The 22800-nt window shown below is 69.7% G+C and carries 13 protein-coding genes; 5 read left to right on the forward strand and 8 right to left on the reverse strand.

Features of this window, described 5'->3' with window-relative positions; translation table 11 throughout:
• Positions 1–32 precede the first annotated feature (32 nt).
• The 3 genes from C4V41_RS10775 to C4V41_RS61760 form a co-directional block, all read right to left on the reverse strand.
• The gene (locus tag C4V41_RS10775) at positions 33–2858 is read right to left on the reverse strand and encodes a vitamin B12-dependent ribonucleotide reductase (RefSeq protein WP_103955595.1); all 2826 of its coding nucleotides are present in this window, start codon (positions 2856–2858) and stop codon (positions 33–35) included.
• The gene (gene nrdR / locus C4V41_RS10780; RefSeq protein WP_103955744.1) at positions 2855–3310 is read right to left on the reverse strand and encodes a transcriptional regulator NrdR; all 456 of its coding nucleotides are present in this window, start codon (positions 3308–3310) and stop codon (positions 2855–2857) included. The genes C4V41_RS10775 and nrdR overlap by 4 nt, the downstream gene beginning before the upstream one ends.
• 1566 nt (positions 3311–4876) lie before the next feature.
• Positions 4877–5161: a LysM peptidoglycan-binding domain-containing protein gene (locus C4V41_RS61760; protein WP_160150238.1), complete on the reverse strand. Its 285-nt coding sequence runs from the start codon at positions 5159–5161 to the stop codon at positions 4877–4879.
• Positions 5162–7129: 1968 nt separating this feature from the next.
• Here C4V41_RS61760 and lexA point away from each other — a divergent pair.
• Positions 7130–7840 carry a transcriptional repressor LexA gene (gene lexA, locus C4V41_RS10795; protein ID WP_103955597.1) on the forward strand — a complete coding sequence of 237 codons (711 nt, stop codon included), beginning with the start codon at positions 7130–7132 and terminating at the stop codon, positions 7838–7840.
• Positions 7841–8633: 793 nt separating this feature from the next.
• On the opposite strand, the gene C4V41_RS10800 is transcribed toward lexA, so the two are convergent.
• From C4V41_RS10800 to C4V41_RS10810, 3 genes are all read right to left on the reverse strand, one after another.
• Entirely contained in the window at positions 8634–10028 is a 1395-nt protein-coding gene (locus C4V41_RS10800; RefSeq protein WP_200823865.1) for a family 43 glycosylhydrolase, read from the reverse strand.
• Positions 10029–10104: 76 nt separating this feature from the next.
• Positions 10105–11421 (reverse strand): glycoside hydrolase family 43 protein, encoded by a 1317-nt coding sequence (locus C4V41_RS10805; RefSeq protein ID WP_200823866.1) that lies wholly within the window; start codon positions 11419–11421, stop codon positions 10105–10107.
• Positions 11422–11517: 96 nt separating this feature from the next.
• The gene (locus C4V41_RS10810; RefSeq protein WP_103955745.1) at positions 11518–12357 is read right to left on the reverse strand and encodes a nucleotidyltransferase domain-containing protein; all 840 of its coding nucleotides are present in this window, start codon (positions 12355–12357) and stop codon (positions 11518–11520) included.
• Between the two features lie 164 nt (positions 12358–12521).
• Here C4V41_RS10810 and C4V41_RS10815 point away from each other — a divergent pair, with 164 nt between their 5' ends.
• A complete protein-coding gene (locus C4V41_RS10815; RefSeq protein ID WP_103955600.1) occupies positions 12522–13532 on the forward strand; it encodes a MalY/PatB family protein in 1011 nt (336 codons plus the stop codon).
• On the opposite strand, the gene C4V41_RS10820 is transcribed toward C4V41_RS10815, so the two are convergent.
• On the reverse strand, positions 13529–16675 hold the full coding sequence (locus C4V41_RS10820) for a S41 family peptidase (protein ID WP_103955601.1): 3147 nt from the start codon (positions 16673–16675) through the stop codon (positions 13529–13531). The two genes, C4V41_RS10815 and C4V41_RS10820, sit on opposite strands and share 4 nt — an antisense overlap.
• Before the next feature lie 108 nt (positions 16676–16783).
• Here C4V41_RS10820 and C4V41_RS10825 point away from each other — a divergent pair, with 108 nt between their 5' ends.
• On the forward strand, positions 16784–17212 hold the full coding sequence (locus tag C4V41_RS10825; protein ID WP_103955602.1) for a hypothetical protein: 429 nt from the start codon (positions 16784–16786) through the stop codon (positions 17210–17212).
• Positions 17213–17262: 50 nt separating this feature from the next.
• A complete protein-coding gene (locus C4V41_RS10830; RefSeq protein ID WP_103955603.1) occupies positions 17263–18231 on the forward strand; it encodes a TIGR03557 family F420-dependent LLM class oxidoreductase in 969 nt (322 codons plus the stop codon).
• On the opposite strand, the gene leuS is transcribed toward C4V41_RS10830, so the two are convergent.
• A complete protein-coding gene (gene leuS / locus C4V41_RS10835; protein ID WP_103955604.1) occupies positions 18228–20708 on the reverse strand; it encodes a leucine--tRNA ligase in 2481 nt (826 codons plus the stop codon). The two genes, C4V41_RS10830 and leuS, sit on opposite strands and share 4 nt — an antisense overlap.
• A gap of 436 nt (positions 20709–21144) precedes the next feature.
• Between leuS and C4V41_RS61765 the strand changes: the two genes are divergently transcribed.
• Complete coding sequence (locus C4V41_RS61765) at positions 21145–22794, forward strand: hypothetical protein (protein ID WP_160150239.1); 1650 nt, start codon at positions 21145–21147, stop codon at positions 22792–22794.
• Positions 22795–22800 lie beyond the last annotated feature (6 nt).

Raw genomic sequence — 22800 nt, forward strand, 5'->3', positions numbered from 1 at the left:
CAGGCATTTCACATCCAGCTGGAGCCCAAAATTCAGCTGCAGCCGCTGGTCGAGCCGCAGCCCTCGCAGACGTAGCAGCTGCCCGCCGGACGCATCTTGGTGCCGCAGGTCATGCACAGCGGCGCGTCAGCGGTGAAGCGCTGGTGGCTTTCCAGCGTCAGCTCCTGAGACTGGGCCTGGGCCGGCTGCTCCACCTCGCCCTTCGGCTTGGCAGCCTCGATGGGCGCCGACTGGGCCAGCGCCTCGACCGTCTCCTGCAGGGCCGCCGGGTCCTCGCCGCGCTGCTGCGCGGCGCGCTCGGCCGCCGAGAAGATGCCGAGCGCCGCCCGCTCGTCGTAGGGCAGGTGGTCCAGGGCCAGGCGGCGGAAGATGTAGTCCATCACCGACGTGGCCATCCGGATGTCCGGGTCGTCCGTCATCCCGGCCGGCTCGAAGCGCATGTTGACGAACTTGCTCATGTACGTCTCCAGCGGCACCCCGTACTGGAGCCCGATGGAGATCGCCACGGAGAACGCGTCCATGACGCCCGCCAGGGTGGAGCCCTGCTTGGACATCTTGAGGAAGACCTCGCCGAGCCCGTCGTCAGGGTAGGACGAAGCGGTCATGTAGCCCTTGGCGCCGCCCACCGTGAAGCGGGTGGTCATGCTCGGCCGCTGGTTCGGCATGCGCCGCCTGGTCGGCCGGTTGACCTCGATGACCTTGACCTCGGGCTCCGCCGCCGCCTTCGGCTCCTCCTTCTTGGAGCCGTTGCCGACCGAGAGCGGCTGGCCGACCTTGCAGTTGTCGCGGTAGACGGCCAGGGCCTTGAGGCCGAGCTTCCAGCCCTCCAGGTAGACCTGCTCGATGTCGTCGATCGTGGCCGACTCGGGCAGGTTGACCGTCTTGGAGATGGCGCCGGACAGGAACGGCTGGGTGGCCGCCATCATCCGTACGTGGCCCATGGGCGCGATCGCCCGCTCGCCCATCGCGCAGTCGAACACCTCGTAGTGCTCCAGGCGCAGGCCCGGGGCGTCGACGACGTGACCGTGCTCGGCGATGTACTCGACGATGGCCTCGATCTGCTCCTGCTGGTAGCCGAGCTGCTTGAGCGCCCGCGGGATCGTCTGGTTGACGATCTGCATGGAGCCGCCGCCGACGAGCTTCTTGAACTTGACCAGCGCCAGGTCGGGCTCGATGCCGGTCGTGTCGCAGTCCATCATCAGGCCGATCGTGCCCGTGGGCGCGAGGAGGCTGGCCTGGGCGTTGCGGTAGCCGTTCTTCTCGCCCAGCTTGAGGCACTCCGACCACTGGCGCGACGCCTCGGTGTGGATCTTCGCGTCCATGGAGCCGACCGTGCGCAGGTCGTCGTTGGCCGCGGCGTGCTTGCGCATGACGCGCTTGTGCGGCTCGGCGTTCCTGGCATAACCGTCGTACGGGCCCACGACGCCGGCCAGCTCCGCGCTGCGGCGGTAGGACACGCCGGTCATCAGCGAGGTGATCGCCCCGGCGACCGCCCGGCCGCCGTCGGAGTCATAGGCGTGGCCGGTCGCCATGAGCAGCGCGCCCAGGTTGGCGTAGCCGATGCCGAGCTGGCGGTAGGCCCGCGTGGTCTCGCCGATCTTCTCGGTCGGGAAGTCGGCGAAGGAGATCGAGATGTCCATCGCGGTGATGATCAGCTCGGTCAGCTTGACGAAGTCGGCGACGTTGAAGGAGTTGTCGTCCTTCAGGAACTTCAGCAGGTTGATGCTGGCCAGGTTGCAGGAGGAGTTGTCCAGGTGGACGTACTCGGAGCACGGGTTGCTGGCCGTGATCCGCCCCGTTTCGGGGGTGGTGTGCCAGTCGTTGATCGTGTCGTCGTACTGGACGCCGGGGTCGGCGCACTCCCAGGCGGCCTTGGCCATCTTGCGGAACAGGTCCTTGGCGTCGACCTTCTCGATGATCTCGCCGGTCAGGCGCGCCCGCAGGCCGAAGTCGCCACCCTTCTCCACCGAGCGCATGAACTCGTCGGAGACGCGTACGGAGTTGTTGGCGTTCTGGTATTGGACGCTGACGATGTCCTTGCCGCCCAGGTCCATGTCGAACCCGGCGTCACGGAGGGCGCGGACCTTGTCCTCTTCGCGCGCCTTCGTCTCGATGAACTCCTCGATGTCGGGGTGATCGACGTCGAGGACGACCATCTTGGCCGCCCGGCGCGTCGCGCCGCCCGACTTGATGGTGCCCGCGGACGCGTCGGCGCCCCGCATGAACGACACCGGCCCGCTGGCCGTGCCGCCGCTGCTGAGCAGCTCCTTCGAGGAACGGATCCTGGACAGGTTGACGCCCGACCCGGAGCCGCCCTTGAAGATCACGCCCTCTTCCTTGTACCACTCCAGGATCGACTCCATCTGGTCGTCCACGGAGAGGATGAAACAGGCGCTGACCTGCTGCGGCGACGCGGTGCCCACGTTGAACCAGACCGGCGAGTTGAACGCGAACACCTGGTGCGCCAGGGCGTGCTTCAGCTCGTGGTCGAAGATCTCGGCGTCCTCGTCGGTGGCGAAGTAGCCGTGCTCGATCCCGGTCTTGGTGTAGACGCCGACGACGCGGTCGATCAGCTGCTTCAGGCTCCACTCGCGCTGCGGGGTGCCCACGGCGCCGCGGAAGTATTTCGTCGTCACGATGTTGGCCGCGTTGACCGACCAGAACTCGGGGAATTCGACGCCCCGCTGTTCAAAGTTGATGGACCCGTCGCGCCAGTTCGTCATGACGACATCGCGGCGCTCCCACTGGATCTCGTCATATGGGTGCACACCGGGCTTGGTGAAGATCCGCTTCATCTTCAGCCCCTTACGCGGACGCTTACCCCCGCGCGCCACTGAACCGCTCGCCGTCTCCGTCATGACTCCCCCTTCTCCGCCTTCAACTGTGAGATCTCGGCCTCGAAGTCCGCCAGGCTCTCGAAACCGCGATATACCGATGCGAATCGCAGGTAGGCCACCTCGTCGAGCTCCCGCAGCGGGCCGAGGATCGCCAGGCCCACCTCGTTGGACGGGAGCTCCGCCGCGCCCTTGGCCCTGATCGCCTCTTCCACCCGCTGCCCGAGCTGCGCCAGCGAATCCTCGCTGACCGGCCTGCCCTGACAGGCCCGCCGCACGCCCGCGACCACCTTGTCCCGCGAGAACGGTTCCGTGACTCCGCTGCGCTTGCTCACCATGAGCAGTACGGTCTCCTGCGTGGTGAACCTGCGCCCGCATTCGGGGCAGGTACGACGGCGCCTGATGGCCGCCCCGTCGTCCGTGGAGCGGCTGTCGATGACCCTGGTGTCAGGGTGGCGACAGAACGGACAGTGCACGCTTCTCGCCTCCAAGACCTGCGGCCACCACACGCGCACAACCGTCATGACGGGACGCTCGCGCACACTCCACGGCTGACCATGGAGCGGTCACGGAAACACAAGGTGTGGTGAACTACATCGGTGTAACTACTAGATGTTGTGGTCCAACCGTAGAAGCGAGCGACCATGAACGCAAGTTGAGCGACCCCTTCGAGCCGAAGTCGCTGATCAGCCCACCATCCCCAGCCGCCCCGGGCGTGTCGCCGCCTTCTGACGATCTTTGTGCAGGTGAGGGCGTCACATGAGTTGCGCCGGGCCTCGCTCGTGAACAAACCTCACAAAGGTACCGGATGCCACTACCCCAACTCGGCCCCCACTCACCCACCCACCGGGGCAGGTCTGCGGGGAGCCCAATCCCACCCCCGAAGACCCCCATCGCTACCTCCGACGTGTGACGGATCGAACAGAGCAACCCATCACCCCAGACCACGAAAAGGCCATCAAAGGCTCCGCTGAGAAGCGCCGCGTCGAACCGCCACCCGGAAACGCCGCCTGGAAACGCCGCCCGAAAGCGCCACCCAGAACCGTCAGGCGAACCACCGCCGGAGCCAGCAGGCGGAAACGCCTTGGCGAAGCACCGCCCGGCGGCACCGACACCAGGGAGGCGCCATCCGGCAATGCCGTGGCGAACCACCCTCCGGCGACGCCGTCGCGAATCGCCACCCCGAGCCGACACCGGGCCCGCCGTTGGCGAGCGCCACCCTCAAGCACCATCCGGAACCACCGCCCGGCGACTCGATCGCGAAGCGCCACCCAAACCGGCCACCCGAAGGCGCCATCCGAAACCGCCGTGGAGTACCACCGCCCGAAGCCACCATCCGAAGGCGCCATCCGGAACCCGCCGTTGCGAACCACCACTCGAAACCGCCGCCCGAAACCGCCGTCGCTAACTGCCGCCCGAACCGACCCGGGACCGGCCATTGGCGAGCGCCGCCCGGAACACCACCACCCAGCGACTCCATCGCAAAGCGCCGCCCAAAGCCGCAGCCCGAAGACGCCACCCGAAACCGCCGTGGCGAACCACCACCCAGAGACGCCGCCCAGAGGCACCGTCCAGAACGGCCGACCCAAACCGGCCGCAGGAACGCCGTTGGCGAGTGTCGCCGACAAGCGCTGCCCGCAAGTGCCGGTCACAGATACCAGCCGCAGGCGGAAACGACCTCCACCCCCTGCCTCGCCACTCGCCACTCGCCACTCGCCACTCGCCACTCGCCACTCGCCACTCGCCACTCGCCACTCGCCACTCGCCGAAGTGACATCCCATAGAACGGTGCCGCGTTACGACGAACGTCCCGGAGTTGGGTGACGACGATCACCTGAAGGCTCACGAGCACAGAGAGGACCATCGATCACAACGCGAGCTTCGCAACGGCGCCGGGCTCTGCAAGGGGCGGTCACCAGCCTCTATCCAGATGTGCCAGGCATCGAGGCTGGTGGTGTCGCCGGCGTGGGCCGGTCTACAGTCCGCCGCCCTCCGCAACGGCGGCGTTCACCACGGCGGCGCCCACATCCGCAGCGTGGCGATCAACGTAACGTGGCGATGTCGGCCGGGACGTAGAGGCGGGCGCCGGGCCGGATGAGGGAGTCGGGCAGGCCGTTCAGCCGCTTGATCTCCTCCACCACGGCTCCGGGGTCGTTTCCTCCGGAGAGCGCGTCGGCGACCTTCCACAGCGTGTCGCCCTCGTGAACCTCCACCCAGGGCAGCCCCGCGTGGCTGGGCACCACGACCCGCACCTCCGCATGCCCGGCCGCGCGCGTACCGAGCCAGAACCCGCCCAGCGACAGCAGCGCCACCGCGACAACCAGCACAAACCGCCCCCGCCGAGTCAGCCGCACCGGCGGAGTGGACCGCCGCTCCTGACCGACTCGCGCCGTAACCCGCCGATCGGCCAGCAGATCACGCCGCCGCGCAACCCTCCGACCCCACGGCCGTTTCGTCTCTTTCCTGCGCTTGATATCACTCCACGACCGGCCAGCCATCCGGCCACCACCCCTCCGGAAGCCCCTACCTCCGGCACGTTGCCGCCCCCCGTCTACTCCAGATCCGCCCTCGGTCGCCTTATCGCCCCTGGCACCGCCCCTGGACGCCCCGCCGACCCCAGAGCTGCCCTTGGTCCCCTTGCCGACTCCAGTGCCAGGCTTGGTCTCCCTGCCAGCTCCGGTGCCAGCCTTGCTCCCCTTGACGACGCCAATGCCAGCCTTGGTCGCCCTGCCAGCTCCAGCGCCGGCCTTCGTCCCCTTGACAACTCCAGCGCCGGCTTTGGTCGCTCTGCCAAAACCAGAACCGCCTCTGAATACCCCGCCAACTCCAGAGCCGCCGCCTTCGAACGCGCCACCGACGCCAATTCCGGCCTCGGCCGTCCCGCCAACCGCAGAACCGCTCTTGGCGCCGTCGCCAACCGCAGAACCATCCTTGGCGACCCTGCCAACCCCAGAACCGCCCTTCGCGACCCTGTCAAGCCCGGAGCCGCCCTTGAGAAACCTGCCGACTGCAGATCCGACCTTGGCCAGCCGACCAACCCCGGAACTGCCGGCGGCCGCCCCGCCATCCCTGGGACCACCGTTGGCCGCCCCACCATCCGCGGGGCCGCCCTTGGCCGCTCTGCCGGGCGCAGAAACGCCCCTGAACACCCCACCGATTTCAGAACCGCCGTCGAACCCCGCGCCGGCGTCTGGACGGCGGCGGGAGGTCGCGTCCCCTGGACCACCGGCCCGGCTCTCACCGCTCTTGCGCCTGCCCCATCGTTTCCCCGATCCCGCTCCGGCGACCGCAGCCGCCCGCTTCCGCGCATCCGCGGCAGCGGACCGCCCCCGCATACCTCGTCCTGCCGCCTTACCTCCTGAACCCTGATCCGGACCGGCGACCGACCTCGCCGCGCCACCCCCGCCCGAACCGAACAACCGCATTCTTCGGCCGCCCCTCGAAGCAGGCGCCCCATCCCCGCGGGCACCCTTCGATCCCCCTGCGGTGACTTCCGAACCAAGCGGCGCACCCCCTCGGCCGTCCTCCCTTCGCCGGGCATCCGCACCAGGCGGCCTGTCCCCTCGGGAGCCCTTCGAACTCCTCCGGGTGGCGTCCGAACCGAACGACCCGCCTCCCCGGCCCTCCCCCGACCCTCTTCGCGGACCACCCGAGCCGGGTGACCTGTCCCCCCGGGCAGCCTTCGAACCCCTTCGAAGGCCACTCGAGGCAGACGGCCCATCCCTTCGGGTGCCGTCCGAGGCCGGCGGGGGTGGTCTTCTGTCCGTCATCGTTTCGTCGTCGTTATCCGGCACCCCGCCGTCCGCACGGGCTCTCCCTCTCGCCGGAGGCACCGTGTCGTCCGTGTCATTGCCCGTACGTGGTGGCGGGACGAGTCGCAAATGGGGCCTTCCCCCACGAGTCGAACGGGGCCCCAACCTCTTCCCCGAATTCCGCCGGGGATCGGGCTCCGTCCGCGTATTGTCTCCCCGTCGATCATTACTCTGCGTGGCATCGGCGATGAGCGTCAACCGGTTGGCGTCTTCGCTGGTCATGTCCGTATTTGTGGGTGTTCGCATGGTTGACCTCCTGCCGTGTGGCCTGAGGAAAAGGCCAAATAAAGATCAGCAAATCGAACACGGTGTCGATCGAACTCCCGTACGATGTTGTACACCACGCTGGCGACAATTTCGAGGAAGACTCGAACAATTGTTTGAAGATGATCTTCATCAGCGATACGGTCGCTGTGTGCGACATCAAGACCACGGACTGGGAGGTTCGCCGGTGAGGCGGGCCGCCAGGCGAGGAGGCAGAGCATGACCGAGCGGGATGACGCAAACGGGGTCAGCGACCTCGCGGTGCGCCGACGAGACTCCCTGGGCCTGACGCCCAGGCAGCGCAAGATCCTCGAAGTGATCCGCGACTCGGTACAACAGCGCGGATATCCGCCGTCCATGCGCGAGATCGGCGAAGCGGTGCAGCTGACCAGCACGTCCAGCGTGTCGCACCAGCTCACCGCGCTACAGCGCAAGGGCTATCTGCGCCGCGACCCGCACCGGCCGCGCGCACTCGAGGTCCGCCTTCCTGGCGAGCCCGTGCTGTGGGTCGACCCCGACGCCTCCTCCGACGTGGAGCCCACGATCAGCCGCCCGACGGCCGCCTACGTCCCCCTCGTGGGCCGCATCGCAGCCGGTGGCCCGATCCTGGCCGAGGAGAGTGTCGAGGACGTCTTCGCGCTGCCCAAGCAGCTCGTCGGCGAGGGCACGCTGTTCCTCCTGCAGGTCGCCGGTGACTCGATGATCGAGGCCGCCATCGCCGACGGCGACTGGGTCGTCGTACGCCAGCAGCCGGTGGCGGAGAGCGGCGACATCGTGGCCGCCATGATCGAAGGCGAAGCCACCGTCAAGACGTTCAAGCGCAAGGACGGCCACGTCTGGCTTGTCCCCCACAACCCCAACTACGAACCCATCCCGGGCGATGAGGCCAGCGTCCTGGGCAAGGTCGTAGCGGTCCTGCGCCGCCTCTAGCGTCTCTGGGCTCCTTTAGTAAGTAGCAGGGGCGACGACTCGGGCGCGCGTCCAATCGCCGCGCCGCGCATCGGCGCGCGCCAAAAACACACGAATACGGGGTACGCCACCGCCACCGGCCACGTTGGGCTGGTGACGGGTTTTGTCGTGTTGGGCTTCGGAGCTCCCCTTGTGAAGATCTCCCAGGACGACGCCAGACGCAGCGACCGTGACGGGTGGCGCGGTTGTCCTGTGATGGGTGACAGGGCTGTTACCGGGTGGCCGGGTCAGGCTGGGATGGCCGGTGCGGGCGGGGCGGGCCGGGGTGGCCGGCGCGGAGTGGGGCCTTGGGAGAACGGTCCGCGTGAGGCGGCGGTCGTGTGGGGCGAGTGGGTCGGCGTGGAGCCAAGAGATCGGGGCAAGGGCATAGACCCACGCAAAGGCAGCAGGGGTTGGTGCAGAGCCACCGGGGGCCAGCGGAGAGTGGCACCGAACTCACCGGGTCGATGCCGGGTCAGTGGGTTGGCGCAGAGCTACTGGGGGGCCCACCAGGTGGCTGAAGGCGGCATGGGTGGTCACTGCGGGGTGGCTCAGGTCAGTCAAAGGGCGTGGAAGTCGCTGCCGGGGGGTCACTCGGGGCGATCAGGAGCGTGGGGTCGACACCGGGTGGCTGAGGTCAACCAAAGGGGTGGGGGGTCTGCCGGGGTCGCCGGAGGTCAGTCAAAAACGTGGGAGGTACTGCCGCGTTGCTGAGGTCAGCCCAGGTGTGAGGGTCAGTGGCGGGTTGCGGGGGGCGGTCAGGGGCGTGGGGTGGTTACTCCAGGGTGAAGCTGGCGTTGTTGCGGAACGTGGCCGAGCCGTCGTTCTGCTCCACCCATACCTGCCCCGCCCGGTGCCGCAGGAAGTAGCCCGGGAAGTTGGCCGACTCCAGGGAGATCGTGCCTGAGCCGGTCAGGCCGGTTCGGCGGATGAAGCTGGCGTCCGCGTTGAACAGGGTGGTTCCGTCGCGTTGTTGTACCCAGGCCTCGTGGTTGCGGTGCCGCAGGTAGTAGCCGGGGTAGTTCGTTGACTCCAGGGAGACCGTGCCTGAGCCCGACAACCCGGCGACGAGGCGGAACTGGGAGTCGGCCAGGGGCGTGACGTTCGTTTCCAGGCGGGCCCGGAAGTCCCAGTGCCGTACGGCGGCGCCCGGCGTGTCGTAGGAGATCAGCCGGGCGGGCGTGAGGCCGTCCGGGATCGGGATGCCGAAGTCCGGGGTACCGTCGGCTCGGTAGTAGACCTTCTGGACCCGGGTGCGGCGGTTCGGGTCATTGAGGGGGTCGCCGGAAATGTCGCGGTAGCTGCGGTCGTGGTAGACGAGCAGGTCGCTCTGCCCGTCCTCCGAGACCGTGAACGAGTTGTGCCCAGGCCCGTACTGGCTGGTCGTGGCGTTGGTGGCGAAGACCGGGTTGGGGCTCTTCGTCCAGGAGCCGGCCTGGAGCGGGTTCGCGGTGGCGGCGGCGGTCAGCAGGCCGAGGCAGTAGTTGGCGTCCGTGGCGCTGGCCGAGTACGTGAGGAAGAGCCGGCCGTTGCGTTGCAGCACCGAGGGGCCCTCTGCCACCTTGTAGCCCCGGGTCTCCCAGGCCAGTGCGGGCACCGTGAGCCGGGTCGTCGCGCCCGTGATCGTCCACGGGTTGGCGCCCATGCGCGCGATGTACAGGTTGGAGTTGGTGGCGATGCCGGGCTCCTGCTGCGCCCAGAGCAGGTAGCGCACGCCGTTGACGGCGAACGTGGTGGCGTCCAGGGAGAAGGTGTCCCACGGGGTGGTGATGCGGCCGCGTTCGGTCCAGGCGCCGGTCAGAGGGTTGGCGCTGGAGCTTTCGAGGACGTACATGCGGATGCGCCACACGTCGTCGGCGCGGCCCGCCGCGAAGTAGACGTACCACTTGCCGTTGATGAAGTGGATCTCCGGCGCCCAGATGTGCGCACCCATCTCCCCGCTGGCGTGCCTGCGCCAGATGACCGTCTCGGGAGCGGTGGCGAGGCCCTGGATGGTGGTGGCGCGGCGCAGCACGATGCGGTCGTACTCGGGGGCGGTGGCGGTGAAGTAGAAGTAGCCGTCGGTGTGGCGAAAGATGTGCGGGTCGGCGCGCTGCGCGGCGATCGGGTTGGTGTACTGCACGGCGGGAGAGGCGTGCGCGGCGCCCGGGAAGAGCAGGTTGACGGTCACGATGAGGAGCGTAACCACCAGTAGGCGGAGGGGGTGCATGGGCGCGTCATCCAATCAGGCGACAATCAGGCGGCGATCAGGCGAGCGGCGAGGTGACCGTGAACGAGGCGTCGGAGGCGAAGACCGAGTCGGACGCCCGCAGGTCCATCCGCAGCTCGTAGTTGTAGTGGCGCAGGTAACGCCCCGGCAGGTTGTACGACTCCAGCGAGATCGTCCCCCCGCCCGCCAGCCCCGCCCGCCCGCAGTACGTGGCGTCGCCCTTGAAGATGGCCGACCCGTCGTCCCGCTGCAGGGTCAGCCGCAGGTTGAAGTGCCGCAGGTAGTAGCCGGGCTGGTTGACGGACTGGAGGGAGTAGCAGCCCGAGTGCGCCAGCCCGGCGACGACGGTGAACGTCGCCGACTGGCGGTCGGCGAGCGGGCTGGCGGCCGACAGCGGGTCGATGTAGCCCAGGCCACCGCGATGGCGTACATACCGGTCGGGGAAGTTGGCCGAGCGCAGTGACCGGTTGCCGGTGGGCACCGCCGTGCTGTCCCCGACGTCCTCGCGGAGCACGGTGAAGTGCCGGGCCGTCCCGGACAGCCCGGCCAGCTCCACCTTGGCGCCGAACGACGACAGGTTCGAGCTGTCGGCGTAGTAGTAGCGCCCGCCGGTGTAGTTGTCGAAGTAGATCCGCCACCTGCCGTCCGGCAGCCGGGTCAGCGCCGGCCCTTCGAGCCCGGAGCCCCAGCCCGCCCAGTTGCCCGTGCCGGTGAACGTCCACGGCCCGGTGAGCGAGGTGGCGGTGGCGTGCTCGATGTACTTGGTCGTCTCGTTCTTCAGGAAGTTGTGGTACGTCGAGCCGGACTTGACCACGAAGCTGTCGATGTAGTTGGCCGGGATGCCCAACGCCACGGGGACGCTCCAGGTGGAGAGCGCGGTGTTGGTGGCGGTGATCCGGTACGGCCTGAACTGCCCCGCCGTGCCCGTCGTGGACGCCGAGAAGATGACGTGCACGCTGCCGTCGGAGTCCTTGAACCATTCGGGCGCCCAGGTGCTGCCGGTGGCCCCGTTCAGCCCGACGGTGACGTTGCGCAGGAACGTCCAGCTCACGGTGTCGGCGCTGCGGGCGAAGCCGATGGTGGCCCCGGTCCAGTTCGTGGTGTGGACGAGGTAGTAGTAGCCGTCGGTGTGCCGGATCACGCTCGGGTCGCGGATCAGCCCGGACGGTGGCGTGTAGGCGTTGGCCCGGACGAGGTTGAAGCCGGTGGCGTTGGCGGAGTCGTAGACGTACATGTTCGACTCGCTGGCGTTCGTGAACGCCGTCATCAGGTAATGGGGCGCGGGCCCGGCGGCGTGAGCAGCCGGAACGGGCATCAGGACGGCGGCCAGTAACAACACCAGGATCAGACGCATCCGGCCCTCCACGGAAGGTGATGTTAGCGTTAACATCCCCCACGACGGTGTGGTGATGGCGTTCGCGCGTATTCGTATCCCGGCCGACCCGCCCAGTCAAGACCGGTAAAGCCCGTGGGCCGAGGTGATCACATGATCGGCGAAGTCCAGCACGTCACGCCTGCGTTCGAACGGCGAGCCGTACAGGGAGGCCCGCGGCGTACCGAAGTGATCGCCCAGCCCCGAGACGGCGCTCGCCAGCGTCGGCAGCGCCGTGTCCTCCTCGCGCAGCCGGAGCGCCTCCCCCACCACCCGGCGCCAGCGCTCGGGAAACGCCTCCAGCGCGTGCCGCGCCGCCCCGGTCTTGGACGTGATCTCGCCGGTGGCGAGCGTGTAGTGCAGCCGCGAAACCCCCGTGACCACCCACACGGCCCCATAACCGCCCAGACAGGTCAGCCCCCAGGGCGTGGCCAGATTCGAGGCGCGGGTGACGAGCCGCCGCCAGTAGCGGTCGAGGTTGGCGTCGGTCCAGGCGGCCAGGGCGCCGGGATCGTTCCAGAGCTCCAGCTCGCCCGGCTTGGGCCCGCGGCAGGTCAGCCCGCAGGCGGCCAGCGTGTGCCAGGTGACCGGGTTGACCGCGCCCCGCCGGTTGAGCCGACCGGCGTGCGCCTGCGGGCGTTCGCCCAGCGAGCCGGGGTCGCGCCGGAGATCGTCCCAGGTGAGGTAGACGCCGTCGAACGGGTGGGCGCCGAGTTTGGTGTGGATGCGTTCGAGCACCTCGGCCGGTGGCGGCTCGGCCGTCACGGCGACGAAGTCGACGTCGCTCGTGCCCGGCCGGTAGTCGCCCAGCGCCGCCGAACCCTCGAGATAGAGACCTTCCACCAGCCCGGGAGCCTCAGCGTCGGCCAGAGAGAGGTACGTCTCGACAATCGCATCGATCTTCGGGTGGGGCGTCATGACCTCCCAGCCTGCCACAATCCACGCGACGGACCTATCGGATTCAAGAATCCTAGAATGACCGGGTGAACGACGCATATCCCCCCGTAGACCTCAAATCCACACATGATGGCCTTAAGTGGGCAGCCGTCGAACCCGGTGTCATCCCCGCCTGGGTCGCCGACATGGACCTGCCCACCGCCCCCGAGGTGACCGAGGCGCTGCGGCGGCGGGCCGCCGGAGACCTCGGCTACCCCGCCTGGCTGCTGGAGCCGAACGCCGGGCCGCTGGCCGAGGCGTTCGCCGAGCGCATGTCCGGCCGCTACGACTGGGCGCCGGACCCCGGCCACGTACGCCCGTTCAACGACCTCAACCAGGCCCTCCAGGTGCTCCTCCACCTCTGGACCAGGCCCGGGGACGGCGTCGCCGTGCACACCCCCGCCTACCACCCGTTCCTCGACACGCTGCGCGTCATGGGGCGCCCCCTGCGCCCCATCCGGTTCGAGCCGGACGGCGACTCCTGGCGCTACGAGGTGCCGGACCTGACAGGCTGCCGGGTGCTCCTGCTGGTCAACCCGCACAACCCGACCGGCCGCGTCCTGACCCGCGCGGAGCTGACCGAGCTGGCCGAGCACGCCGAACGCCACGACCTGCTGGTGATCGCGGACGAGATCCACGCCGACCTGGTGTACGAACCGCACCGGCACATCCCGTTCGCCACGATCCTGCCCGAGCGCACGGTCACGATCACGTCGGCCACGAAGGCGTTCAACCTGGGCGGCATCCGCTGCTCGGTGGCCCACTTCGGCCACCAGGGCGTCCGCGAGGCCCTGGCGGCCCAGCCCCCCTTCGTGTACGGCTCCGCCAACGTGTTCGGTGTCGAGGCCACGGTCGCGGCCTGGCGGCACGGCGACGCCTGGCTGGCGCGCACGGTGGCCCTCCTGGACCGCCACCGGCGCACCATCGCCGAACGCCTGCCCGCCACGGTCGGCTACCGGATCCCGGAGGCGACGTACCTGGCCTGGCTCGACCTGGGCCGGCCGGGCCAGGCCGAGGTGCTCGAACGGCAGGCCAAGGTACGCCTGAACGACGGCGCGACCTTCGGCCCCGGCGGCGAGCACCATGTCCGGCTCAACTTCGCCACCACCGAGGCCATCCTGGACGAGATCCTGACGCGCCTCGCCAAAGCCCTCTAGGTCAGCGGCGGCAGCTCCGGCGGCGTGGCGGCCGGGCTCTCGCCGAGCGCGGCCAGCGCGAGCTCGATGGCCTTCTCCAGCTGGGGATCCCGCCCCGCCACGCGATCCTGGGGCGTGATCACCACCTCGATGTCCGGGTCGACGCCGTGGTTCTCCACTCCCCAGCCGGGCCCGTCGAGCCAGAACGAGTACCGGGGCTGGGTGACCCGCGTCCCGTCCACCAGCGAGTAGCGAGAGTCGATCCCGACCACCCCGCCCCAGGTCCGCACGCCGACCAGCGGCCCGATCCCGCGGTTCTTGATGCCCGCGCTGACGATGTCACCGTCGGAGCCCGCGAACTCGTCCGTGACCGTGACGACGGGGCCGCGGGGTGAGTCCTCGGGATAGCGCATCGGCTTGTACCCGCGGGCCAGCGCCCAGCCGGTGACCTTGCGCGACAGCTTCTCCAGCACCAGCTCCGACAGGTGCCCGCCGCTGTTCTCCCGCACGTCCACGACCAGCCCGTCGTAGGCCATCTCGGTCCGCAGGTCGCGGTGGAACTGCGCCCAGCCGGAGGCCACCATGTCCGGTACGTGCAGATAGCCCAGCCGGCCGTCCGACGCCTCCCTGACGAAGGCGCGGCGGCCCTCCACCCACTCGTGGTAACGCAGCCGCGACTCGCCGGCGATCGGGTTGACCACGACCCGGCGCACGTCGCCGCCGGAGGCGTGCCGCACGGTCAGCTCGATGGGCTGGTTCGCGGTGCCGGCCAGGAGGGCGAGCGGTCCGCGTACCGGATCGACCGGGCGGCCGCCCACCGCGAGGATCGCGTCGCCGGGGCGGACCGCGACGCCGGGCGCGAGCAGCGGCGAGCGGGCGCCGTGGTCGGACGACTCGCCGGGCAGGATGCGCGTCACCCGCCACACCCCCTCGTCGTCCCTGGCCAGGTCGGCGCCGAGCAGGCCCTGGCGGCGCCGGGGGTCGGCGCCGGGGCCGACGGCGTAGGCGTAGGCGTGCGAGGTGCCGAGCTCACCCTGGGTCTCCCAGAGCAGGTCGATCAGCTCGGAGCGGGAGCCGATGCGCGAGACCAGCGGCTCGTAGCGGTCGAGCACGCCCTGCCAGTCCACGCCGTTCATGTCGTCGCGCCAGAAGTGGTCGCGCATGAGCCGGCCCGCCTCGCGGTAGCCCTGCCGCCACTCCGCCACCGGGTCGACCTGGACGTTGATCCGGTCGAGCTCGATGGTGACGACCTCGTCGCCCTCGCTCGCGGCGCGGGTCTGCAGGCCGTTCTTGCCGTTGGTGACGAGCCGGGAGCCGTCGCCGCTGACCTCGAACGACCGCACCTCCTTGCCCAGCTCGGCCTTGGCGCGCTTTTTGAGGTCGTACCGTTCGAGCACGATCTCGGAGGTGTGCTCCGTGCCGTCGCCGAGCAGGCCGGTGAGCGGGGAACGCAGCCAGAGCAGCGCGTCCTTGGCGGTGCGCAGGTTCGTGTAGCGGCCCGCCGGCACCGGCACCGGCACCACGCGGGAGGCGATCCCGTCGGGGTCGACGTCGGTACGCGGCGGCGCGTCGTCCTTCTTGTCGTCCTTGGCGGGCTTGTCGTCCTCCCCGTTCCACCCACGCCCCTGCAGCGACGGATCGAACGGCGACGGCGTGGTGGCCTGCAGCGGCACGATGTACGGCCGGCACCCGGAGGGGAACGACAGGTCGAAGGCGTGCTCGTCGTACACCGGGTCGAACGTCCGCACCGACAGGAACGCCAGGTGCTTGCCGTCCTTGGTGAACGCCGGGTCGGAGTCGACGAACCGTGGCGGCGTCACCTCGATCACCGAGCCGCCGTCCACCCGGCCCATCCTGATCTGGGTCAGCCGTACGTCGTGCGGGTGCTCCCAGGCCACCCAGCCGGAGTCGGGCGAGAACGCCAGCCCGCTCACGTCCCCCTGCGTGGTCCTGGCCAGCTCACGGACGTTCTCGCTCTCCAGGCCGACGACCAGCAGCCGCCCGTCGTGCGTGGCCACGGCCACGTGCTTGCCATCGGGCGCGGCGACCAGCTCCAGCACGCGTCCGAGCTGCCCGGTGGCCAGCGTCCTGACCTCGCCGCCGGGGGTGCCGATCTCCAGGCCGTCCTCGCCGCCGGCGTCGGACACCCACACGGCCTTGCCGTCGGCGTCGAGCGCGCGCGGGAGCCGTACGCGGACGCCGGGCTCGGCCCGCAGCACGCCGGCGGGCCCGTCGCGGTGGGTGACCCAGTGGGCGGTCCCGCGGATCTCGACCGCGCTGGCCCGCCCGGTGGCGTCCGGCGAGAACGCGCCGGCGCGCAGCGGCGCCGGCCGCCTGGCCCGCCCGGGCCGCGGGCCGCCGAGCGTGATCTCCAGCCGGTACGGCTCCGCGTCCAGGCTCTCCATCAGCCACAGGTCACCGGCGTGGCTGTAGATCACCCGCTCACCGTCACCGGTGGCGTGCCGGGCGTAGAACTCCTCGTGGGAGCTGTGTTTGCGCAGCTCAGACCCGTCGGGCAGGGCGGAGTAGACGTTGCCGATGCCGTCGGTGTCGGCCAGGAACACGAGCCGGTCCCCGGCCCAGCTCACCGACCAGTATTGCGCCGCGCTGTCGGCGAACAGCCGGGCGAACTCCCCGTCGCCCGTGGCGTCCACCCAGAGCTTGCCCGCCGTGCCACCCCGATACCGCTTCCACTGGGACGGCTCGCGCCACATCGACGACACGGTGGCGACCTTCTCGCCGTTGACCGCCACGTCGCTCAGCCACCCGTACGGCAGCCGCGCGGCCGGGCCGCCGTCGAGCGGCACCGCGTACGCCCAGCTCCTGGCGTCCGAGCTCTCCCCGGCCGCGCTGATCGCGAGCACGTCGCCGTCGCCGGTCCATCCGCGGACCGAGGTCGCGCTGTTGCCCCAGTGGGTCAGCCGCTCGCCGTCCGCGCCGTTGACCTCGGCCGTGAACACCTCGGAGGCGCCCTCCTTGGTGCCGGTCCACGCGATGCGGCGGCCGTCGGGTGAGAACCTCGGATGCGACACCGGTACGCGGTCGGCGGTGAACCGCCAGGCCCTTCCCCCGGCGAGCGGAGCCAGCCAGACATCGTCGTCGGCGACGAAGGTGACCAGGTCACCATGCAGATGCGGATATCTCAGGTATGCGCCATTTGTCACAGCTGCACACTAATGCGGGATGCCAAGCGCAGCCCAAAATTTCCCCACCAGCGCAAGCACCGGCATCTGCCGGGAAGGAGGTGAAAGGCCTGCTTTCGGAGGAGAGCCATGAAGATGTTCGTTCGCCCGCATCAGCTCCCGGGCCGTTTGGCCGCCGCGGCCGTCATTCTGAACTCCGGTCTCGGCAAGGCCGGCGCCGACGCGGAGACCGCGGCGGGCCTGCAGGGCATGGCCACGACCGCCTATCCGTTCCTCGGCCGCATGGACCCGGTGACCTTCGCCCGCCTGCTGTCCAGGGGCGAGATCGTGCTCGGCGCCGCGCTGCTGGCCCCGTTCGTGCCGTCGCTGCTGGCCGGGGCCGCGCTGACGGGGTTCGCGGCGAGCCTGCTCGGCCTCTACGTCAAGGTGCCGGGCCTGCGACAGGAAGGCAGTCTGCGCCCCACGCAGCAGGGCATCGGCATGGTCAAGGACCTCTGGCTGCTGGGCATCGGCCTCGGGCTGGTGATCGAGGAACTGTGCGAGCGCGACCATGATTGATCTCCGCGCCCTGACCACTAAGTACGGCCAAGTCGGGTAGCCCGGGACACATGGTACAAATCGGCTACACCTTGATGTCCGAGCAGACCCCGGCTCGCGAGCTGGTCGACTACGCTGCCACGGCCGAACGGATCGGCTTCGACTACGCGGTCATCTCCGACCACTATTTCCCGTGGATCGAGGAGATGGGGCATTCGCCCTACTGCTGGTCGGTGCTCGGCGCCGCGGCCCAGGTCACCGAGCGGCTGCCGCTCATGACGTACGTGACCTGCCCCATCATGCGCTACCACCCGGCCGTCGTGGCGCAGAAGGCGGCCACCATGGGCGTGCTGAGCGAGGGCCGGTTCACCCTCGGCCTGGGCGCCGGCGAGAACCTCAACGAGCACGTCATCGGCGAGGGCTGGCCGCCCGTCGACACCCGGCACCGGATGTTCGCCGAGGCCGTCCAGATCATCAAGGAGCTGTTCAGCGGCGACTACATCACCCGCCAGGGCGAGTTCTACGACGTGGACTCCGCCAAGCTGTACGACCTGCCGGAGCAGCCGGTGCCGATCGGCATCGCCGCCTCGGGCGGTCAGTCGGCGGAGCTGGCCGCCCAGTTCGGCGACGTGCTGGTCATCAACGAGCCGATGCCCGAGGTGGTGCGGCAGTTCAAGGCGTTCGGCGGCGAGGGCAGGCCGATCTACGGCCAGTTGCCGATCGCGTACGACACCGACGCCGAGGCCGCCAAGCAGCGCGCGCACAAGCTGTGGCGCTGGTCGAGCGTCGGCGGCTGGAAGGTGATGGCCGAGTTGCCCGGCCCGGTCAACTTCGCCGCGGCCGCCGGCACGGTGCGGCCCGAGGACGTGGCCGAGAGCGTGCCGTGCGGCAATGACGTGGACGCCGTCGTGCAGGGCGTCAAGAAGTTCGCCGACGCGGGCTACACGCACGTGGCCCTGGTGCAGATCGGCCACGACCAGCAGCAGCCCTTCTTCACCTGGGCGGAGGAGGAACTGCTGCCGGCCCTGCGAACTATCTAGGGAACGATGTTGACCAGCTTCGGCGCGCGGACGATCACCTTACGGGGCGTGCCCCGCAGGTAGGAGGCGACCTTCTCCGAGGCCAGGGCCAGCTCCCGCAGCTCGTCCTCGCCGATGCCGGGCGGCACCTCCAGGCGGTCGCGCACCTTGCCCGCCACCTGCACCACGCACGTGACCGACTCCTGCACCAGCAGCGCGGGGTCGGCCACCGGCCAGCCGCCGAACGAGACGGACCCGGTGCGGCCCAGCCGCTCCCAGCCCTCCTCCGCGGTGTAGGGGGCCACCAGCGACAGCAGGATCGCCAGCGTCTCGGCCGCCTCGCGCACCGCCGGGTCGGCGGGGCCACGACCGGTGTCGATGGCCTTGCGCGCGGCAGAGGTCAGCTCCATCATGCGCGCCACCGCCACGTTGAAGCGGTAGGAGTCGACCAGCTTGGTGGCCTCGTCGATGGTGTGGTGGGTGACCTTGCGCAGCTCGGGGTCGCCGTCGTCGAACGAGACGCCCGGCTCGCTGGTCACCTCGGACATCACGCGCAGCGCGCGGGCCAGGAACTTCTGCGACGCGGCCGGCGAGACGTCGGCCCAGTCGATGTCGTCCTCGGGCGGCCCGGCGAACACCATGGTCAGGCGGACGGCGTCGACCCCGAAGTCGTCGATCTGCTTACCCAGGTCGACGCCGTTGCCCAGGGACTTCGACATGGCCTTGCCGCCGTTGATCACCTGCCCCTGGTTCAGCATGCGCAGGAACGGCTCGCTGAAGTCGACCATGCCCATGTCGTGCAGGACCTTGGTGAAGAAGCGCGAGTAGAGCAGGTGCAGCACCGCGTGCTCGATGCCGCCGACGTACTGGTCGATCGGGCCCCACTTGCGCACCTGCTCGACGTCGAACGGGCCGTCGTTGAAGCCGGGCGAGCAGTAACGCAGGAAGTACCACGACGAGTCGACGAAGGTGTCCATCGTGTCGGTGTCGCGCTTGGCGGGACCCGAGCACTTGGGGCACTCGACGTTGACCCACTCGGTGGCGCTGGCCAGCGGGGAGACCCCCTTGGGCGCCAGCGCCTCGCCGCGCAGGTCGGGCAACGTGACGGGCAGTTGCTCGTCGGGTACGGGAACCTCGCCGCAGTCGGGGCAGTGGATGATCGGGATCGGCGTGCCCCAGTAGCGCTGGCGGGACAGCAGCCAGTCGCGCAGCCGGAAGTTGACCGCGCCCGTGCCCCTGCCGTCGACCTCCAGGACCTCGATGATCTTGGCGATGGCCTCGGTCTTGTCCAGGCCGTCCAGCGGGCCGGAGTTGACCAGGACGCCCTCGCCGGGCGTGGCCTCGCCGGTCTCGCCCGGGTCGGCCAGGCCGGTGTGCACGACGACCTTGACCGGCAGCTCGAACTTCAGCGCGAAGTCCAGGTCGCGCTGGTCGTGGGCGGGCACGGCCATGATGGCGCCGTGACCGTAGTCGGCCAGCACGTAGTCGGCCGCCCAGACCGGGATGCGCTCGCCGTTGACCGGGTTGATCGCGTAACGGCCCAGGAAGACGCCGGTCTTCTCCTTGTCGGTGGCCAGCCGCTCGATGTCGCTCAGCTTGGCGGTCTCGGCGCGGTAGGCCTCGTAGGCGGCGCGCTGCTCGTCGGTGACGATCTCGGCGGCCAGCGCGGCGTCGACCGCGACGACGAAGAACGTGGCGCCGAACAGGGTGTCGGGGCGCGTGGTGTAGACGTGGACCGGCTCGTCGCGGCCCTCGATCTCGAACAGCACGTCGGCGCCCTCGGAGCGGCCGATCCAGTTGCGCTGCATGGTCAGCAGGCGCTCGGGCCAGCCGTCGAGCTGGGCCATGTCGTCCAGCAGGCGCTGCGCGTAGTCAGTGATCTTGAAGTACCACTGGGTCAGCTCGCGGCGGATGACGTCGGCGCCGCAGCGCTCGCACTTGCCGGCCACGACCTGCTCGTTGGCCAGCACGGTCTGGTCGTTGGGGCACCAGTTGACCAGGCCGCCCTTGCGGTAGGCCAGGCCGCGCTCGAAGAAGCGGTTGAACAGCCACTGGTTCCAGCGGTAGTAGTCGGGGTCGCTGGTGTGCAGGCGGCGTGACCAGTCGAAGGCGATGCCGTAGCGCCGGAAGGAGTTGGCCTGCGTCTCGATGTTGGCGTAGGTCCACTCGGCGGGGTGGGCGTTGCGCTTGATCGCGGCGTTTTCGGCGGGCAGGCCGAAGGAGTCCCAGCCGATCGGGTGCAGGACGTTGTAGCCCTGCTGCATCCAGTAGCGCGCGACGACGTCGCCGATGGCGAACACCTCGCCGTGGCCCATGTGCAGGTCGCCGGACGGGTAGGGGAACATGTCGAGCATGTAGCGGCGCTCACGCGGGTCGGCGGGGTCTTCGCTCGCCCGGAAGGTGTCCTGCTCCTCCCATCGCTGCTGCCACTTGGCCTGCAGCGCCTGCGGGTCGTACTCACTCACGGCTACTGTCCTTCTGGCTTGATTCGGACCCATAAGAAAACCCCTCGTAGAGACAACGAGGGGTGGAGCCGCGACGGCGAGATCTTCAGGGCCGTCGCGGCCCGCTAAGAAGCAGGGTCGCGGAACGCACGTGTCAAGCCTAGCGCACGTCTTCGGCTGAATGCAGGTACTCGATCGACGTCCACGGGCACAATGGACCCTTCAGGTCCGGCGAGACCTGATGGTGATGTATCCGTTGTGACCTCATTCGTCCCAGAAGAATAGCCTTGTCGCGGTGGTATACCCAGTTGAGCCTGATCGACCGGAGGACGGCCTGCCCATGCAGGACCCGCCCACGGATCCGCATGGCTTCGCTCGTTTCGCTGCGGAACCACCTGCATCTCCTGGAAAATCCCATGAGATCATGCGTGAGACGTCAAATCCGGATATAACGGGACATCCGGACACAACCTCGGGAGGGCCGGCAGCAATGGCAACGGATGATTCCGGAGTTCACCTGCCATCGTCCTGGCCGGATGCGCCGCGGCGCGACACGGCTCCCGCCTGGGCCGACGCTCCTGCCGCCGCCCCCGTCGCCGACGTTCCCACGTCCTGGCCCGACGCCTCGCGGCCGGCCCACACCGACCCATCCTGGCCCGAGCCGCCGCGCCCGGACCCCTCCTGGCCCGAGCCGCCCCGCGCCGCCGAGCCCGCGCAGTCATGGCCGGAGCTGACCCGGCCCGACGCCGGCCGCCGCGAGGACGTGCCGACCTCCTGGCCCGAGGCGTCGTCCGGGCAGGGCGCGCCGTCGGCGTGGCCCGACGCGCCGCCGCAGAGCACCGGAGGCCCCACCGCCTGGCCGGACGTCTCGTCCAAGGGCGCACCGTCCCAGCCGGTTCCCGACCCGGTGCCCGCGTGGGCGCAGCCGCCGTCCCCCACCCCCGGCGCCTGGTCCAACCTGTCCACCCCCGCCCCCTGGCCGCAGGGCGAGCGCGACACGGGCGACGCGGGCGAGCGCACGATGATCCACGACCAGCAGAGCGCCCCGCCTCCGGTCCCGCTGGCGGCCCCGGTTCCGGCGCCGCCCCAGGCCCACCCCGCCGACGACCGTACGGTGACCTACGGCCAGCACTCCGAGAACCTGCTCAACGATCGCGCGGTGCCCTCCCCTCCCATGGACTCCGCTCACATCGGCACGCCCCCCACCGCCGGCGCGCCCCCCGCCGAGGGCCACGCCGCCGGCCCCCGCCCCGGCTCGAACCTCAGCCGCGACCCCTCCGACCCCGACCGCCCGTTCGTGACGGCCGGCCAGATCAGCGGCTCGCGCACCCCGCCGCCCGAGCGCCAGCAGGAGCTCTGGAACACCGTCTTCGGCGACAACTACCAGGCCATGGGCGACCAGGATGCCCTGGAGGACGAGCCCGGCAAGCCCATCTGGATCTACGCGCTAGGCGGCTCCGTGGCCGTCGCGCTGGTCGTCGCGCTGCTGTGGGCGTTCCTCTGGGGGCCGCTGGCCACCGCGGAGCCGGCCGGTGCCAAACTCGCCGGGTCCGACAAGGCGACGACCTCGGCGAAGCCGCGTACGACCCGCACCGCGACCTCGATCGGCCCGCTGCCCCGCTACTCGGGCAAGGCCTCGCCGGTCATCGGCCGTGTCCAGGACGCCGGGGCCGGGATCTCGGTGCCGCGACTGGGCGGCGACTGGCAGCTCGACCAGCGACCCACGGTCAAGGGCACGTTCGGCTTCGACACCCGCCAGTACATCCAGGTGGCGCCCGAGCGGTACGCCTCGGTCATGTCGGGCCCGCTGTCGCAGCGGCTGGCCTCGTACTACCAGCAGGACGATTTGGAGCCGGTGATCAAGCAGGTCGTGCTGTCGGCCCGCAAGAGCTTCTTCCCGGCCGGCAACAAGGTCCGCAAGATCGCCCAGCAGGCGATCAAGGTGGGCGACCAGACGGGACGGCTGATCGCGTACTCGCTGACGTCGGAGACCCAGAAGGCCACGATCGTGACGATGGCCGTCAACACCGGCGCCAACGTCCCGGCCATCGTCTACATCGCGATCCCGACGGAGAGCAGGCAGCTCCTGCCCGATATCCGCGTCGTCATGAACCAGCTCAAGCTCGCCGGCCAGTCCTGAAGTTCC

The organism is Nonomuraea solani (assembly GCF_900108335.1).
Taxonomy (GTDB): Bacteria; Actinomycetota; Actinomycetes; order Streptosporangiales; family Streptosporangiaceae; genus Nonomuraea; species Nonomuraea solani.

Bases quoted from the DNA above. Each gene is read 5' to 3' on its own strand.
- C4V41_RS10775 (WP_103955595.1), bottom strand. From the start codon at position 2,858: ATGACGGAGACGGCGAGCGGTTCAGTGGCGCGCGGGGGTAAGCGTCCG.
- lexA (WP_103955597.1), top strand. From the start codon at position 7,130: ATGACCGAGCGGGATGACGCAAACGGGGTCAGCGACCTCGCGGTGCGC.
- C4V41_RS10805 (WP_200823866.1), bottom strand. From the start codon at position 11,421: ATGCGTCTGATCCTGGTGTTGTTACTGGCCGCCGTCCTGATGCCCGTT.
- C4V41_RS10810 (WP_103955745.1), bottom strand. From the start codon at position 12,357: ATGACGCCCCACCCGAAGATCGATGCGATTGTCGAGACGTACCTCTCT.
- C4V41_RS10815 (WP_103955600.1), top strand. From the start codon at position 12,522: ATGGACCTGCCCACCGCCCCCGAGGTGACCGAGGCGCTGCGGCGGCGG.
- C4V41_RS10825 (WP_103955602.1), top strand. From the start codon at position 16,784: ATGAAGATGTTCGTTCGCCCGCATCAGCTCCCGGGCCGTTTGGCCGCC.
- C4V41_RS10830 (WP_103955603.1), top strand. From the start codon at position 17,263: ATGGTACAAATCGGCTACACCTTGATGTCCGAGCAGACCCCGGCTCGC.
- leuS (WP_103955604.1), bottom strand. From the start codon at position 20,708: ATGGGTCCGAATCAAGCCAGAAGGACAGTAGCCGTGAGTGAGTACGAC.
- C4V41_RS61765 (WP_160150239.1), top strand. From the start codon at position 21,145: ATGGCAACGGATGATTCCGGAGTTCACCTGCCATCGTCCTGGCCGGAT.